This is a genomic window from bacterium (genome assembly GCA_026129405.1).
Classification (GTDB): Bacteria; Desulfobacterota; Binatia; order DP-6; family DP-6; genus JAHCID01.
In genome coordinates, this window is record JAHCID010000001.1 from 377,126 (window position 1) to 393,548 (window position 16,423).

Below are 16,423 nucleotides of genomic sequence, written 5' to 3' on the forward strand. Positions count from 1 at the left end.
ATTGCCGGCGGGCAAGGCTCTCTGCTAGCCGCGCCGCATGCGCACCCTCGAGGACCTCTCGCGCGCCGAACTCGCCGCCGTCGGCCGCGAGTACATGCTCTTCGGCCACCTCCTGAACCGTGCGGCCCTGCCGCAGGTCCATCTGCAGGTGGGCGCCGAGGCCCGCGAGGCGATCGCGATCGCCGAATGGATGGGCGCGAGCCCGGTGTACACCCGCCGCCTCCAGCGCCTGCTCGGCTTCGCCGGCGACGACGTCGAGACGATCTTCAAGGGCTTCCAGCTCGACGTCGGCTTTCCCCACCAGTACATGGACGTCGGCTATCGCGTAGAGGGGCCGGCGCGCGGCGTCTTCTGGCTGCGGCGCTGCGGCGCGCTGCTCGAGGTCGAGCAGTACGGCGAGGGCGCCGTGATCTCGATGTGCCACCACATCGAGGATCCCACCTTCGACGCGTCGGCCGTCGCGACCAATCCGCGGGCGCGCGTCCGGCCCCTCCATCGCCCGCCGCGCGTTCCCGCCGACCGGATGCCCCACTGCGAATGGGAGGTGGTCATCGACCCGGCCGCCGAGCCCATCGAGGAGATCGCGATCACGCGCCAGGTCGGCCGCTCGCGCCTGGCCGCGTTCGCGTTCCCGGCCGTCGCACCCGACGGCGACGGCCTCGCCGACTACGCCGGCGCGTTCGTGCCGGACCTGCGCCTCGGTGCCTTCTCGCGCCCGGCGCTGGTGCGCCTGTGCCGCGAGTTCCTCGTGCAGGACCATCTGCTGGTGCGGTCGCTGATGATCGCCGTGGCCGAGCGCGCCGGCGAGGAAATGGCCCGCCGCATCGGCCTCGCGCAGTGGATCGGGGCCGGTGCCGTCGCCGCCACGCGGCTGCGGCGCGTCCTCGGCGCCGGCGACGCCGCCGCCGGCATCGCCGCCGTGCTGGCGCTGCATCCCGCGTTCGTACCGGGCTACTCGGGCGTCGACGTCCGCGGCGACCGCCTCGCGCTCGGAGACGGCGCGGCGCTGGCCGAAGGCGACGCCTGGTCGTGGCCTGCGCTCCTCGCCGAAGGCCCGCACCCGGCCCTCGACGCCATGGTGCAGGCGGTGAACCCGCGCGCGCGCTGCGTGCCGACGACGCCGGCGGGGCGCGAGCGGCTCGCCTGGACGATCGTCGCCGACCCGGCCGCCGAGGCCGCGGAGCCGCCGATGGAGGCGGCCATGGTCGCGGCGACGACGACGGCCGGGTTCGCGTTCCGCAGCGACTGAGGCGGGTTCGACGCCGAACGCCGGTGCGTCAGCGCGGCGACGCGATCATCACCGGGATGTCGCGCGTCGTGCGGCCCTGGTAGTCGTCGTAGTCCGGGTACATCGCGACCAGACGCGGCCAGAGCGCCGCCTTCTCCTCGGACGCCGCGCGGCGCACGCGCATGGACGTCGTCGTGCCGCCGACCTGGACCGTGATCTCGGGGTTGGCGAGCATGTTCCAGTACCAGGCCGGGCTGTGGGACATACCGCCCTTCGAGGCGACGAAGATCACCTCGGCGCCGTCGCGCAGGTAGAGGAGCGCGACGGTGCGCGGCTGGCCGCTGCGCTTGCCGATCGTGGTCACCAGGCAGACCGGAGCGCCGCGCAGGAACCTGCCGCCGAGCCAGCCGCCCGTGAGGCGATAGGCCCAGACGTTGGCGGCGGTCATGAGCCAGATGACGACGTCCGCCCAACGCTCTTGGGCGGGGGTCCACGGCGGCAGGCGAGTCTCGGCCATGGGCGTCCATAGCCCCTCGCCGCGACGGGCGCGAGCCAACGCGAGTGCGCGGTTGACTCGCACCAACGGCCGCTTCAAGTGTTCAATTTAAACGTTCGTTCGACATGCCGTCGCCCGCCCAATCCGCCGAGACCCGGCATCGACTCCTGGAGGCCGCCGGCGAGGTGTTCGCCGAGCAGGGATTCCGCAGCGCCACCATCCAGGCGATCTGCCTGCGGGCCGGCGCGAACATCGCGGCGGTCCACTACCACTTCGGCGACAAGGAGCGGCTCTACCGGGCGGTCATCGACTACGCTGGCCAGTTCATCGCCCATCGCGAGGTCCCGCCGCCGGACGCCGCCGCCCCGGCCGAGGCCCGGCTCCGCGACCACGTCGAGTCCTTCCTCCTCCACCTGCTCGACGAAGGGCGGCCCGCCTGGCACGGGCGCCTGATGGCGCGCGAGATGTTCGAGCCCACCGGCGCGCTCGACGTCATCGTGCAGCAGCACATCCGCGGTACGCACCAGCGCCTGCGCGACATCGTCGCCGCGCTGCTCGGCCCGGGCGCCCCCGACGAGGACGTACGGCGCTGCGCCTACAGCGTCGTCGGGCAGTGCCTCTTCTACCGCCACTCGCAGGCGGTGATCGCGCGCCTGACGCCCGAGGTGCAGATCGGCCGCGCGCAGGTGCCTACCCTGGCCGAGCACGTGACGCGCTTCTCGCTGGCCGGCATCGCCGCGCTGCGCGCGGCGCGCAGCACGGCGAAGGAGTCCGCGTGAGCTTCGTCGCCCTCAAGATGCTGATCGGCGACCGCGCCAAGTACATCGGCATCATCATGGGGATCACGTTCGCGTCGCTGCTGATCACGCAGCAGTCGGCGATCTTCGTGGGCCTCATGACCCGCACCTACGGCACCATCACCGACCTCGGCCAGGCCGACATCTGGGTGGTCGACCCGAAGGCGCAGTACGTCGACGACGTGAAGCCGATGCAGGACACGCAGCTCCTGCGCGTGCGCGGCATCGACGGCGTCGCGTGGGCGGTGCCGATGTACCGCGGCATGCTGAAGGCGCGCCTCGCCGACGGCAACTTCCAGACCGTCTACGTGATCGGCCTCGACGACTCGACGCTGATGGGCGGCCCGCCGCGCATGCTGGAAGGCCGCCTCGCCGATCTCCGCCGCGCCGACGGCGTCATCGTCGAGACCGTCGGCGCGCACGACAAGCTCGCCAAGCCGCCGCGCGTGCCGGGCGGCCCACGCGAGCCGCTGCACGTCGGCGACACGCTGGAGATCAACGATCACCGCGCCATCGTCGTCGGCTTCTCGCAGAACACGCGCACGTTCCAGTCGCAGCCGATCATCTACACGACGTACTCGCGCGCGATGTCGTTCGCGCCGCCGGAGCGCCGCATGCTCGGCTTCATCCTGGTGAAGGCGAAGCCGGGCGAGGACATGCAGCAGCTGACGGCGCGCATCGAGCGACAGACGGGTCTCGCCGCCTACACCGCCGACGAGTTCGCCGACGTCACCATCAACTACTTCATGAAATACACCGGCATCCCCATCAACATCGGCATCGCCGTGCTGCTGGGCTTCATCGTCGGCACCGCGATCGCCGGGCAGACGTTCTACAACTTCACGCTCGACAACATCCGCCAGTTCGGCGCGCTGAAGGCGATGGGGACGCAGAACGCCACGCTGCTGCGCATGGTGCTGCTCCAGGCGGTGATGGTGGGATTCATCGGCTACGGGCTCGGCGTCGGGCTCGCGGCCTTCATCGGCTATTCGGCCAGCAACACCGAGCTCTCGTTCCGCATGCCGTGGCAGCTGCTCTTCATCAGCGCCGGCGCCGTGTCGGTCATCTGCATCCTCGCCGCGCTGCTCAGCATGTGGAAGGTGATGCGCCTCGAGCCGGCGATCGTCTTCAAGGGCTGACGCATGCAGGGCGCCATCGCATCCCCGGCTCCGTCCGTCGCGGTCCGCTGCCGCGGCGTGACGAAGACCTACGGCACCGGCGACGCGGCCGTCACCGCGCTGCGCGGCGTCGACCTCGACGTCGAGCACGGCGAGCTGCTGATGCTCGTCGGCCCGTCCGGCTGCGGCAAGACGACGCTCATCTCGGTGATCGCCGCCATCCTCGACCAGGACGGCGGCGAGTGCACCGTGCTGGGCCGGGACCCGTCGAAGATGAACCAGCGCGAGCGCGCGCGCTTCCGCGGCTCGTCGATCGGCTTCGTCTTCCAGGCGTTCAACCTGCTGCCGGCGCTCTCCGCCGCCGAGAACGTCGCCGTGCCGCTGCTCATCGGTGGGATGGGCCGCCGCCAGGCGGTCGCGAAGGCGAAGGAGATGCTCGAGCAGGTGGGGCTCGGCGCGCGCACCTCGTCGCTGCCGTCGCAGCTCTCGGGCGGCCAGCAGCAGCGCGTCGCCATCGCCCGCTCGCTCGTCCACCGGCCGAAGCTCGTCGTCTGCGACGAGCCGACCAGCGCCCTCGACCACGAGACCGGCCACAACGTCATGGGCCTCCTGCGCCGCGTCGCCACCGGGCCGGATCGCGCGCTCGTCGTGGTCACGCACGACGCCCGCATCTTCGAGTTCGCCGACCGCATCGCCCGCATGGACGACGGCCACATCGAATCGATCAGCAAGGGAAACGGGAACGGAACATGATCCGCCGATACGGCCTCCCCCTCTTCGCCGTCGTGGGCCTGCTGTTCGCCATCAGCATGGTCCGGCGCGGCAACCAACCCACGCCCGTGATGCCGCCGGTCGCCGAGCCGGCGAAGGCGCCGTTCCAGGCCTTCGTCGCCGGCGCCGGCATCATCGAGGCGAGCACCGAGAACATCGCGGTCGGGACGCCGGTCGGCGGCATCGTCACGGCCATCCACGTGAAGGTCGACGACAAGGTCGCACCCGGCGACGTCCTCTTCGAGATCGACGACCGCGACCTGCAGGCGCAGCGCCTGGTCGCCGTGGCGAAGGTGAAGGAGGCCGAGGCCGGCCTCGCCCGCTCCCGCACGCTCCTGAAGCTCGCCGAGAGCGTGCCCGACAAGCGCGCCATCAGCGCCGAGGAGCTCAGCAACCGCCGCGCCGCCGTCAGCATCGACGACGCCTCGCTCGCGGGCGCGAAGGCCGAGGTCGAGCGCCTCGATATCGAGCTGTCGCGCCGCAAGATCCGCGCGCTCGTTCCGGGCAAGATCATGCAGGTGAAGACGCGGCTCGGCGAGTTCGCGCCGGCCGGCGTCACGGCGACGCCGCTCATGATGCTCGGCAACCACGACCGCCTGCACGTCCGCGTCGACATCGACGAGAACGACGCCTGGCGCTTCCGCCCCGGCGCCGACGCCGTCGCCTTCGTGCGCGGCAACCCGAACCTGGAGACGGAGCTCCACTTCGAGCGCATCGAGCCCTACGTGGTGCCGAAGGTGTCGCTGACCGGCATGAGCAGCGAGCGCGTCGACACCCGCGTGCTGCAGGTGATCTACAGCTTCGACGAGGGCACGCTGCCGGTCTACGTCGGCCAGCAGATGGACGTCTTCATCGAGGCGCCGTCGGCGGAGGCGCACCAGGCCGAGGCGACGCCGATCCCCGGGAAGACGTCGTGAAGCGCGTCGCCGTCGTCGCCCTGATCGCGCTCGCGGGCTGCATGGTCGGCCCCGACTACCGTCCGCCCGAGCCCGACGTCCCCGCCCGCTGGAGCGAAGCGCCCGGCCAGGCCGAGCCGAGCCCGGGCCCGTCGCGCTGGTGGGAGACGTTCCGCGACGTGCAGCTCGACTCGCTGGTCGACCGCGCCGTCGCCGCCAACCTCGACGTGAAGCTCGCCGAGGCGCGCGTGCGCGAGGCGCGCGCCAACCGCACCATCGCCGCGGCGCCGCTGTTTCCCTGGATCGACTCGTCCGCATCCTACTCGCGCAGCCAGCAGAGCGTGAACAGCTTCCAGAGCCCGCGCTTCGCGGACGTCGGCGGGCTCGCGAAACCGACGTCGCTCTACCAGGCCGGCTTCGACGCGAGCTGGGAGATCGACGTCTTCGGCGGCACCCGGCGCGGCATGGAGGCCGCCGCCGCGGAGCTCGAGGCGCAGCTGCTCGAGCGCGGCAACGTCCTCCTGACGCTCATCGCCGAGGTGGCGCGCAACTACGTCGAGCTCCGCGGCGCCCAGCGCCAACTCGAGGTCGCACGGCAGAACCTCGCGTTCCAACGGGACACGCTGGAGCTGACGCGTGCGCGCTTCCAGGGCGGCCTCGCGAGCGAGCTCGACGTTGCGCGCGCGGCGGCGCAGGTGGAGACGACGGCGGCCGAGATCCCCCTCGTCGAGCGCAACTACAAGGCGGGCGTGCACCGCCTGAGCGTGCTGCTCGCCGAGGCGCCGGGATCCCTCTCGGACGAGCTCACCGCGACGCGGCCGATCCCCGAAGCACCGCCGGCGCTGCCGCCCGGCCTGCCGTCGGACCTCTTGCGCCAGCGCCCCGACGTCGGCCAGGCCGAGCGCCAGCTCGCCGCGGCGACGGCGCGCGTCGGCGTGGCGACGGCCGACCTCTTCCCGAAGTTCTCCATCACCGGCGCCGCGGGGCTGGAGAGCATCTCGGCGTCGGACTGGTTCACCGGCGCCAGCAAAGCGTGGTCGTTCGGCCCGACGATCTCGTGGCCCATCTTCCGCGGCGGGCAGATCGTCGCCACGATCGAGGTGCGCAACGCCCAGGAGGAGCAGGCGCTGCTCTTCTACGGGCAGACCGTGCTGACGGCGCTCGAGGACGTGGAGAACGCCATCGTCGCCTATACGCGCGAGCGCATGCGGCGGGCGTCGCTGTCGGAGGCGGTGGTCGCGAACCAGCGCGCCGTCGACCTGGCGCAGCAGCTCTACGTCCGCGGCCTGACCGACTTCCTCGACGTGCTCGACGCGCAGGGCAACCTGCTGCGCAGCCAGACGGCGCTGACGATCTCGGACACGTCGGTCTCGTCGAGCCTGATCGCGCTGTACAAGGCGCTGGGTGGGGGCTGGGAGCTGTTCCCGCCGCCGGCGGACGAGCGGTCGACGGTCGCCGCGCTCCTGCCGGGCAGCTAACGCCGCTGCGCCGCCCGCGCCAGCGACGGCGCCGCCCCCCGGTTCCTCACCAGCACCGACTCCGTGAAGAGCTTCCCATTCGGGATCACGACGATGTCGCCGTCGTCCGTCAGTAGCTTGGTGTCACGGGTCGCGATCTCCTCGACGCGCCCCTCGTAGCCGCCGAAGACGACGCGGTCGCCGATGCGGAACGGCTCGTTCAGGAGCAGCAGCACGCCGGCGAGGAAGTTCTGCAGCACGTCGCGGAACGCGAAGCCGATCGCGACCGAGCCGATGCCGAGGACGTTGATCAGGTCGGCCAGCTGGAACGACGGCACCACGATCGACAGCGCCACGAGAACGCCGAGGCACAGGAGCGCCACCTGCGCGAAGCGGCCGAGGACCAGGGCGAGGTTGTGGCGGCGGCCGCGGCGCTCGATGCCGCGCACCACCATCGCCTGACCGCGGTTGGCGACGAAGACGGCCAGCGCGACGACGACGGCGGCGGCGGCGAGCAGCGGCAGCAGACCGATCGCCGTCTGCAGGATGCCGTCGAGCCGCTGCCAGGCGGCGCCGAGCCCGACGGCGGACGCGGGGGTGGTGGTGAGCGGGGCGGAGTCCACCCGGGAGGCGTTTGCAGGACGCGTGCCCAGATGACGCCCCGTCGCGGCGGGGTCTTCCGCGACCGGGTCTGGTCGTTTCTTCAATGTGCCCCGTGCGGTCGCCCGTCGCGCGGCCCCTGTGCTACGCCGCGGGCCATGACCACGACGCCCTCCGCCGGCCTCCTCGCCGGCGTCCGCATCATCGAAAGCGCCATGCTCGGCCCGGGCGGGGTGGCGATGCACCTCGCCGACCTCGGCGCCGACGTCATCAAGGTGGAGGGGCCCGGCGGCGACTACGTCCGCAAGATGGCCTTCCCCATCGTCGACGGCATCTCGATGCTCCACTGGCACCTGAACCGCGGCAAGAAGAGCATGATCCTCGATCTGAAGACGCCGGACGGCGTCGCGACGTATCTCGAGCTGGTGCGCGGCGCCGATGCGGTGATCGAGGGCATGCGCCCGGGCGCGCTCGCGCGGCGCGGCCTCGGCTTCGACGATCTCAAGACGGTGAACCCGCGCATCGTCTTCTGCACGCACTCGGGCTACGGCATGACCGGCCCATACAAGGACATGCCGAGCCACGGCATCGCCTACGACGCGTGGGCCGGCGTCGCGCGGCCGTTCGTCAACGACGACGGCATGCCGACGATCCCCTCGTACACCGCCGTCGGCATCAACGCCGGGCCGCTCTACGCCGCGCTCGGCATCTGCGCCGCGATCATCCGCGCGCGTGCCACCGGACGGCCGTGCTGGTTCGAGGTCGCGCAGTGCGACGCCGCCGCGGCGTTCAACTGGAACGGCATCGAGGGCAACAAGGCGTACGAGCGTCCCGAAGACGAGGTCACCGGCAACGACGGCGACGGCAAGGGCCCGCGGCGACCCGTCGGCGACGACTCGATGAAGGAGTCGGTGCGCTACCAGTACTACCGCTCGAAGGACGGCCTCGTCCTGTTCATGGCCTCCGAGCGGGAGTTCTGGAAGAACTTCTGCGAGGGCATCGGCAAGCCGGAGATGTTCACCGGCAATCCGGGCGCGAAGTACGCCGACCACGCGCGCGGCAACGTCGCCCTGCGGCGCGAGCTCGCCGAGATCTTCGCGTCGCGCACGACCGCCGAGTGGGTCGAGTTCGGCCAGAAGGTGAACACGCCCATCTGCCCGGTGAACACCGTGAAGACGATCCCGCGCGACCCGCAGTTCCAGGCGCGGCTGGCGATGCGGCCGTACACCGAGGCGGGCACCGACCTCATGCCGTCGCCGATCAGGCCGATCGGCGAAGACCTGCCCGTGCCGACGATCGCCGCGCGCGAGCCCGGACGCGACACCGACGCGGTGCTGCGCGACGTCCTCGGCTACGACGACGCGAAGATCGCGGCCTTGCGGGCGGCGAAGGCGCTCGGGTGAACCGCGCGGCGCTGCGCGTCTCGGGTCCGGTGATCGCGCAGGGCGACGCCGGGTTCGAGGCGGCCTGCGCCACGCTGCTGTGGAATCGCCTCCGTCCGGAGCGGCGGCCGGAGGTGATCGTGCGCGCGACGTCGGCGGACGACGTCGTCGCGGCGGTGCGGTTCGCGCGGGCCGAAGGGCTGCGGGTCGCCGTGCGGAGCGGCGGGCACAGCTGGTGCGGCGCACCGCTGCGCGACGGCGGCCTGCTCCTCGACCTCGGCGCGCTGGACGCGGTCGAGATCGACGGGCGCCGGCGCGTGGCGCGCGTCGGCCCGGCCGTACAGGGCGGCGCCTTCGCGCGCCGGCTCGCCGCCGGCGGCCTCTGCTTCCCCATCGGCCACTGCCCGACCGTCGCGCTGGGCGGCTATCTCCTCGGCGGCGGCCTCGGCTGGAACTCGGGCGCCTGGGGCCCGGCGTGCGCGAGCATCGCGGGCATCGACGTGGTGACCGCGGCCGGGGAGCTGCTCCACGCCGACGCTCGGCACGACCTCCTGTGGGCGGCGCGTGGTGGGGGCCTCGGCTTCCCGGGTATCGTGACCCGCTTCCACCTGGCGCTGCAGCCGCTGCCGCGCGCGATCACCTCGGTGACCGTCGTGCATGCCCTGCACGACGCGGCGGAGGTGATCGAGACGCTCGCCGACGCGACCCTGCCCCGCGAGCTCGAGGTCGTCGCGATCCTCGGCCAGGCACCGCCCCCGGCCGCCGCGCACTGCCGCGACGCGGGCGGGCGCGCCTGCATCGTCGGCGCGACGGTGTTCGCCGACGACGCGACCCACGCGTCGGACGTGCTGCGCCGGCTGCTGCACGGCCGCGTCGGCACGGGCTGTCTCCTGCGCGACGAGCCGCAGGGCTCGCCGCTCGAGGTGCTCGGCGACGCCACGGCGGCCGCATTCCCGACGTGGCACCGCTATCTCGCCGAGACGGCGTGGATCGACGCCCCGCCGCGCGACGTCGTGCCGATCCTGGCGACGCGCGTCCGTGACGCACCGTCGCCGCGCTCGCAGGTCCTCTGCGCGATCCCGCAGGCGTCGGACGCCTTCGACGGCGCCTGGTCGATGTCGGCGCGCATGCTGGCGCTGGCATACGCGGTCTGGGACGACCCGGCAGACGACGACGCGAACCGCGCCTGGCATCGCGAGCTGGTCGCCGCGCTCGATCCGCTGACCGTGGGCCGCTACGCCGGCGAGTCCGACCTGGCGTGGCGGCCGGCGCAGGCCGAGGCATCCTTCTCGCCGTCGAGCTGGCTGCGGCTGGAGGCGATCCGGCGACGCTGGGATCCCGACGGCACGCTGCACGGCTGGTTCTGAGCCGCGTCGCCGGTGCGCGCCGGTCACTCGCGGGTGAACATCTTGAACTCGCCCTGGTACGGCTGGTCCGTGACCTGGACGTCCTCGACCTCCGCCTGGCGCGGCCCGGTCGACATCGACGCGACCAGGGCGTCCACGCCGCCGCGCGGCCCCTCGGCGACCATCTCGACGCGCCCGTCCGGCAGGTTCTTCACCCAGCCGGTGAGACCGAAGCGGTCGGCCTCGGTCTTCACGAAGTCGCGATAGCCGACGCCCTGGACCTTGCCGGTCACGTAGACGTGCACGCGCCGAGGCGCGTCGGCCGGCGGCGCGGGCGGCGGCAGCGGGCTGTCGGCCGGGACCATGTCCGCGACCGAGGCCGGGAGCGGCGCGGTGGGCTTCTGGGCCGAGCTGCACGCGATCGCGAACAGCATCGCGCCTGCCAGCACCCAGGGCATCGTCCTCTGCATCACGTCGTTCCCTCCGCCGGACCCGTGGCGAGCCGGGCGTCCGCTGATCGCCCATTCGCCGGCCGAGATCAATCGCCGCGACGCTCGCCGGCGCGGCGCCCTCAGCGGCGCACGGCGAGGATGGCGCCCAGCTCGGGCGTCAGCCAGATCGTGGCGGTCACGACGTCGGGACAGCGCAGCCACCAGGCGAGATCGGTGCGCGTCGGGCTGAGATCGTCGAGCAGGATCACGCCGCCCGGACGCGTCATCGCCAGCGTCACCTCCTGGCGCTCGATCTTGCCCGGCCCCGCATCGCAGTAGACGAAGTCGAACGGCCCGTGGGCGGCGATGTCCAGGGCGTCTCCCCGCAGGACCGTGATGCGCGGGTCGTCGGCGAAGAGCTCGGCGACGGCATGCGCGCGCGGCGCGTCCTTCTCGATCGTCACGAGGCGGGAGTCGGACGACATCGCGAGCGCCATCCACGCCGTGCCGACGCCGACGCCCGTCCCCATCTCGGCGATCACGCCGCCGCGCACCTGGGCGGCGAGCATCTGGAGCAGCGGCGCATAGACGATGGCGCTCGAGTTCCGGAAGCCGAACCGCGCCGCCAGCAGCGCCGCCTGCGCGACGCGCCCGGGAAGGGCGCTGGTGTCGGCGTAGTCGTTGTCGCGCTCGCTCATCGGGGTCGACCAGCGTCCTCTAGCGCATCCGTCACCGGATCACCATTCGTTGGCGCGGCCGACCCTCCCCCGAGCGACCGCCGCACGGCGAGAGTCGCGCGCGTCGACGACCTCGCGCGCTGGTATCCGTTTCCGAACGGTGGCGATCGATCAAGCTCCAGTCGCGAATTGGACGTGCATCGGATCCGGCGTGGAGAAGTGGCGACCATCCGACCAGCCGTGGTCTTTCCACACGGCGTACCACCAATCCGGGAGTGTGTAGGTCGAGCGACCTCGCGGGTTGTGCTTCCCGTCCCAGTCGATTGCTATCCCGTAGGAGTGCAGCGAGAGCCGCGTCGCACCCCTGATCGCTCGATAATTGAACCCCCCGACATGCTGATCGAGGCACCGCTCGTGGAGCCAGTTGCGAACAACCTCATCGGGCACCGAGCCACCGATCTCTCGCTTAGCGCGATCCCAGACGGCCGAGAGCACATCGCGGAAGCTACCCTCGAGCTTACGATGCAAGCGAATGCCCGAGACACGGACGAGCCCGCGGTGGTCGTCTTGGTAGTAGAGCTGCCAGCCGAGAGGGGGCTCGATTCGGCGGATGTTCTCGGCTTCCCACGCCTCGTTGAGCGTACCATCCCGATTGTTCGGCCTGCCGAACATCTCCTCGATCTCTTGAAGGCCGTGCGGCGTACGAAGTCGCCCGCCGCCGATGGCCGTGCTGTCCCACCCGATCTCTGCACCTCCGCGTTCCACGGCCATCCCGTCACGCCGACCCAGTAGATCGAGGAACTCATCGACCGCATCTCGGCGAAGCCAGGCGTGGATGTGGTGGTCGCGGACGGGACCATGGTGACGCGTCGTCCGGCGCAGTAGGCGAGCGACATACTCCATCGCAAGCGAATGATCGGACTTCATCCGCGCCTGGAACGCTTCGGGATCCGTCGAACCTCCGGTGTGCTGTCGAACGAGGTCACTGAGCTCCGGCCCGAAGCGCATGGAGTTGGCGCTGACCTGCCATGCGCCCGCCTCGATCTCCTCCGGCGTGTCGGAATTGGGATTCGAGACGTCCCGACCTTCGTTCCAATCCCAAGAGGACTCGAAGCCGGCGAGAACCCGCATCACTTCCAACATCACCGCGCGCCGATGGTAGAGCCCCTGCCAGGGTCCCAGCGTATTCTTCACGCTCGAGTAGATGTCGCTCACCGTGTTCGGCACGAATATATCGTCGGGCGCGACCTTCCCCCATCCGACGAGCTGGTCGAGAAAGGACTCGGGCGGCCTACCCCGATTGGCAACGTGCTGCCGCGTTGCGTCGTAGCTCATGCGAACACCCGTCCCTTCGGGCCCATCGAGATCCCCGGCGCCGGTGAATTGCCAGCCTGGCGGCCACGGACCGATCGCGACTGCGGGTCGCCCAGCGCGAGATGGGGGCAGATAAGCATCACGGCCTTCACTAGCTCCATTGCGCGTCGCATAGCAAGACTTGCGAATAACGACACGCCATGACGATCCAGAGTCATGCCAGCTTCGACCCGGGCGGCCTCGTCTCGGCGTCGACGTGACGCCCGAGCCTTGCGGCACGCGCGCGTCGTCGGAACTCAATCGAGCAGCGCCAGGATGTCGTCCCGCGTCAATGCCCCGCCGGCGCTGCCGCTGCCGAGCGCCGCCTCGGCGACGCCTCGCTTCTGGGCCTGCAGCGCGAGCACGCGCTCCTCGACCGTGTCCTTCGCGACCATGCGGTAGACGAGGACGGGCCGATCCTGGCCGATGCGGTGCGCGCGGTCGGCGGCCTGGTCCTCGACGGCGGGGTTCCACCACGGGTCGAGCAGGAAGACGTGGTCGGCGGCGGTGAGGTTGAGACCCGTGCCGCCCGCGGTGAGCGAGACGAGCATCACCGGCGGGCCGTCGGCGCGCTGGAACGCGTCGACCACGCCGGCACGATCGCGCGTGCTGCCGTCGAGGCGGGTGAACGGGATCGCGTTCCCGCGCAGATGCGGCTCGACGCGGTCGAGGAGGCTCGTCCACTGCGAGAACACGAGCGCCTTGTGGCCGTCGGCGACGGCATCGCCGAGCGCGTCGAGCAGCGCCTCGACCTTCGACGACGTCGCCGCCTCGTGCCCGGGCACGAGGCCGACGTGACAGGCCGCCTGGCGCAGGCGCAGCAACGCCTCCAGCGCCGCGAGAACGTTGCCGCCGTCGCCGAGCCGCCGGGCGACGTCGGCGCGCGCAGCGGCGCGGACCGCGTCGTAGACGGCACGCTCCGACGGCTCGAGCTCGCAGGTCAGCACCGCGTCGGTGCGCGGCGGCAGGTCCTGCGCCACCTCGCGCTTCAAACGCCGGAGCACGAACGGGCCGATGCGGCGCCGCAGCCGCTCCGCGGCGCGGGCGTCGCCGTCGGCGACCGGCGTCTCGTAGCGCTCCGCGAAGTCGCGCCGGCCGCCGAGGAGGCCGCGGTTGGCGAAGTGCATCTGGCTCCACAGCTCGTCGAGCCGGTTCTCGACCGGCGTGCCCGAGAGCGACAGGCGGAAGCCCGCGTCGAGCGCGTACGCCGCGCGCGCCGTCTGGCTGTCGGGGTTCTTGATCGCCTGCGCCTCGTCGAGGACGACCGTGTCCCAGCGCGTCGCGACGAGGACGTCGGCGTCGTTGCGCAGCGTCGCATACGTCGTGATCGTCACGTCGGCGTCGCACGGCTCGCGGCGCGGCCCGTGGTAGAGCGCGACGCGCAGGCTCGGGCGGAAGCGTGCGATCTCCGCCTGCCAGTTGTGGATCACGCTGCGCGGGCAGACGACGAGCGTGCGGCCGCGCAACGCGCAGAGCGCCTGGATCGTCTTGCCGAGGCCCATGTCGTCGGCCAGCACGGCGCCGAGGTCCGCGTCGCGGCGGGCGATCAGCCAGGCGACGCCGTCGCGCTGATACGGCCGCAGCGTGCCGGTGAAGTCGGCCGGCACGTCGACCGCGCCGGCTTCGAGCAGCGCCGTCAGCCGTCCGGCATCGAACGGCGGCGGCTGGTCGAACGCCTCGCACACCTCGGCGACGAGCGGCATCGCCGCACGCGGCACACGCCCGCCGCCGGCCTCGCGCGCCGACAGCAGCTCGGTGACGAGGTGCCCGTGCTTCGCGAGCCACCCCGACGGCACGGCGCCGAAGCCGCCGCCGAGCGGCACGAGCGACAGGCCGTCGCGCCATGCCCCGACGACGGCCTCGGCCGTCGCGCGCTGCGTGCCGTCGGGCGCCTCGAAGACGACGGCGGCGTCCGCGCCCGCGCCGACGAGACGCGGGGTGAGGGCAACGTCCGTGGTACGCGCACGCGCTGCCGGCGGCCGCCCGTCGTCGAAGGTACGGATGCCGGACAGGAGGCGCGCCGCATCCGCACCGGCGAGGCGTACGCGCCGGCCGAGCGCCAGGTGCAGATCGTCTCGCAGGCGCAGCTCGAGGCGATGCTCCGCCGCCTCGTCGCGGCGCGGAACGGCGCCGCGCAGATGCACCAGGCGCCCGGCCTCGACGCGGGCGACGGGGGGATCGCCGTAGACCAGCTCGGGCCGCAGCTCGATCGCCTGCTCGACGGTCTCGAGGTTGAACCGGACCCACGGCGGCGTCGCTCCGGTCCGCCCCGGCAGGCGCGTGGTCGCGACCTCGACGTCGATCTCGCGCTCCAGCTCCGGCAGCACGCGGCCGACGACCTCGGCGAACGCGGCAGGGGCGTACGTGCGACGTGCCGGCAGCCGCTCCCATCGCGCACCGTACCGTCCCGTGACGCCCATCGGCCGCAGCGTGTCGCCGGTGCGCACGATGCCCGACGCCACGACCGCCGCGACCTCCGGGTCGGCGGTGACGACGACCTCGACGCCGCCGTCCGCGCCATCCTGCACGCGTGCCTTCGGGAAGGCGGGATCGCGCGACACGCGCACGGGATCGCCGGCGAGATGGACGTCCTCGGCATCGGCGAGCGCGCGCAGGAACGGCGCGAACGACGCGGCCGCGATGGCACGCGTGCGGGTGTCGCGCAGCAGGCGATCGAGCACCACGTCGGTCGCGCTCGGCGTCGCGCCCGATGCGCCGAGGTCGCCGAGCGGCTCGGCGGCCCCGTCCGGCGTCGCGAGCGAGCGCTGCAACGTGATCGCGTCGCCGGCGATCGACAGCTCGTAGCGTACGTGCCGGCGCGCGGCCGCCGCCGCAAAGACCGCATCCGGGTTCTGGCGCACGGCGATCGCCGCCGCTGCGACGTGGGCGCACGGGTCGATGCGGCTGCCGCAGTCGCAGTCCCACTCGGCGTCGCCGGGGTGCAGCGTCACGGTCGCCGCCGCGCCGACGCGGAAGCTCCACGTACCGCCGCCGCCCTCTCCGGAGGCGCTGACCGCGCCGTTGCGGGCGAGGCCGACGCCCTGGGCCCACAGGCCGCTGCGGCATTCGTCCTTGACCGCGTCGTACAGCGACGCCCAGTCCGTCCCGGGAAGCATCCGGGAGGATCTATCCGACCGCTTCGCGCGGGGCGACGGTCAGGAGCGTCCGACCCCCTCGACCGCCTCGTAGTGCAGCACGGTCGGGAACGGATCGTAGAAATGATGCAGGAGCGCCTTCCACTCCTGATACCCGGGCGAGCCGCGGAACCCCCGCTCGTGATCCTCGAGCGAGCGCCATCGCACCAGGAGCACGTACTCGTCCTCGCGCTCCACGCACCGCTGCAACTCGTGCGAGAGGTAGCCGGGCACTGCGCGGATGATCGCCTGGGCCCGGCGAAAGGCGGCCTCGAACGCGCCCGACTGCCCGGAGCGGATGCGGAGCGCGGCGACCTCGAGGATCACGGCAGGCGGACCTCGGGCGCGAACTCGGCCAGCAGCGCGGCGGGGCTCTCGCCGGCGAACAGGCGCGTGGTGAACTCCCGCCAGCGCAGCGCGGGGCGCATCTCGATCCGCAGTCGGACCGGCGCGTCGGTGGGATTCCAGGCCAGGTGCACGACGCCGGGGGGAACGGTGACGACGGTGCCGGGGCCGCCGTCGACGTTCGCGCCGCCCTCGCCCCCGAGCCGCCAGGCGGCACGGCCCTCGACGACGGCGAAGCGCTCCTCCATCCCGGGATGCAGGTGCTCGACGGCGCGGTGTCCCGGCCGCGTCCACAGCACGTCCATCACGAGCAGATCGAGGGTCTCGGCGACGAACGCCACCTGCTCGCCGGTGCGTGGATTCGTCGCGGTGTGGGTGGGCGGCATCCGGAA

The 16,423-nt window shown here is 72.2% G+C and carries 16 protein-coding genes; 8 read left to right on the forward strand and 8 right to left on the reverse strand.

Translation table 11 applies throughout. The features are described 5' to 3' along the window. Positions 1-37 precede the first annotated feature (37 nt). The gene (locus KIT14_01710) at positions 38-1,249 is read left to right on the forward strand and encodes a hypothetical protein (protein ID MCW5889248.1); all 1,212 of its coding nucleotides are present in this window, start codon (positions 38-40) and stop codon (positions 1,247-1,249) included. A 28-nt stretch (positions 1,250-1,277) separates the two neighbouring features. Here the strand turns inward: KIT14_01710 and KIT14_01715 are convergent, their stop codons facing one another. Continuing rightward, positions 1,278-1,745, reverse strand: coding sequence for a nitroreductase family deazaflavin-dependent oxidoreductase (locus KIT14_01715; GenBank protein MCW5889249.1), 468 nt, complete (start codon positions 1,743-1,745; stop codon positions 1,278-1,280). A 104-nt stretch (positions 1,746-1,849) separates the two neighbouring features. On the opposite strand from KIT14_01715, the gene KIT14_01720 reads away from it, so the two are divergent. The 5 genes from KIT14_01720 to KIT14_01740 are packed head-to-tail and all read left to right on the forward strand — an operon-like array spanning position 1,850 to position 6,784. Then, positions 1,850-2,503, forward strand: coding sequence for a CerR family C-terminal domain-containing protein (locus KIT14_01720; protein ID MCW5889250.1), 654 nt, complete (start codon positions 1,850-1,852; stop codon positions 2,501-2,503). Beyond that, positions 2,500-3,660 (forward strand): ABC transporter permease, encoded by a 1,161-nt coding sequence (locus KIT14_01725; GenBank protein ID MCW5889251.1) that lies wholly within the window; start codon positions 2,500-2,502, stop codon positions 3,658-3,660. The genes KIT14_01720 and KIT14_01725 overlap by 4 nt, the downstream gene beginning before the upstream one ends. Before the next feature lie 3 nt (positions 3,661-3,663). Beyond that, the gene (locus tag KIT14_01730) at positions 3,664-4,392 is read left to right on the forward strand and encodes an ABC transporter ATP-binding protein (protein MCW5889252.1); all 729 of its coding nucleotides are present in this window, start codon (positions 3,664-3,666) and stop codon (positions 4,390-4,392) included. Continuing rightward, a complete protein-coding gene (locus KIT14_01735) occupies positions 4,389-5,327 on the forward strand; it encodes an efflux RND transporter periplasmic adaptor subunit (protein ID MCW5889253.1) in 939 nt (312 codons plus the stop codon). Before KIT14_01730 ends, KIT14_01735 begins: the two co-directional genes overlap by 4 nt. 41 nt (positions 5,328-5,368) lie before the next feature. Beyond that, entirely contained in the window at positions 5,369-6,784 is a 1,416-nt protein-coding gene (locus KIT14_01740; protein MCW5889254.1) for an efflux transporter outer membrane subunit, read from the forward strand. Here KIT14_01740 and KIT14_01745 read toward each other — a convergent pair. Then, a complete protein-coding gene (locus KIT14_01745) occupies positions 6,781-7,386 on the reverse strand; it encodes a mechanosensitive ion channel (protein MCW5889255.1) in 606 nt (201 codons plus the stop codon). The genes KIT14_01740 and KIT14_01745 overlap by 4 nt on opposite strands. Positions 7,387-7,521: 135 nt before the next feature. On the opposite strand from KIT14_01745, the gene KIT14_01750 reads away from it, so the two are divergent. Then, positions 7,522-8,766: a CoA transferase gene (locus KIT14_01750; protein MCW5889256.1), complete on the forward strand. Its 1,245-nt coding sequence runs from the start codon at positions 7,522-7,524 to the stop codon at positions 8,764-8,766. Next, complete coding sequence (locus KIT14_01755; protein MCW5889257.1) at positions 8,763-10,112, forward strand: FAD-binding oxidoreductase; 1,350 nt, start codon at positions 8,763-8,765, stop codon at positions 10,110-10,112. The genes KIT14_01750 and KIT14_01755 overlap by 4 nt, the downstream gene beginning before the upstream one ends. A gap of 23 nt (positions 10,113-10,135) precedes the next feature. On the opposite strand, the gene KIT14_01760 is transcribed toward KIT14_01755, so the two are convergent. The 6 genes from KIT14_01760 to KIT14_01785 all read right to left on the reverse strand — a co-directional run bounded on the left by KIT14_01760 (position 10,136) and on the right by KIT14_01785 (position 16,417). Continuing rightward, complete coding sequence (locus tag KIT14_01760; GenBank protein ID MCW5889258.1) at positions 10,136-10,456, reverse strand: acylphosphatase; 321 nt, start codon at positions 10,454-10,456, stop codon at positions 10,136-10,138. Between the two features lie 206 nt (positions 10,457-10,662). After that, complete coding sequence (locus KIT14_01765; protein MCW5889259.1) at positions 10,663-11,220, reverse strand: class I SAM-dependent methyltransferase; 558 nt, start codon at positions 11,218-11,220, stop codon at positions 10,663-10,665. Between the two features lie 150 nt (positions 11,221-11,370). Beyond that, positions 11,371-12,534 carry a M15 family metallopeptidase gene (locus tag KIT14_01770; protein ID MCW5889260.1) on the reverse strand — a complete coding sequence of 388 codons (1,164 nt, stop codon included), beginning with the start codon at positions 12,532-12,534 and terminating at the stop codon, positions 11,371-11,373. Positions 12,535-12,809: 275 nt separating this feature from the next. After that, positions 12,810-15,668: a DEAD/DEAH box helicase gene (locus KIT14_01775; protein ID MCW5889261.1), complete on the reverse strand. Its 2,859-nt coding sequence runs from the start codon at positions 15,666-15,668 to the stop codon at positions 12,810-12,812. Between the two features lie 39 nt (positions 15,669-15,707). After that, complete coding sequence (locus KIT14_01780; protein ID MCW5889262.1) at positions 15,708-16,013, reverse strand: antibiotic biosynthesis monooxygenase; 306 nt, start codon at positions 16,011-16,013, stop codon at positions 15,708-15,710. After that, complete coding sequence (locus KIT14_01785; GenBank protein ID MCW5889263.1) at positions 16,010-16,417, reverse strand: cupin domain-containing protein; 408 nt, start codon at positions 16,415-16,417, stop codon at positions 16,010-16,012. Before KIT14_01785 ends, KIT14_01780 begins: the two co-directional genes overlap by 4 nt. Between the last annotated feature and the right edge of the window lie 6 nt (positions 16,418-16,423).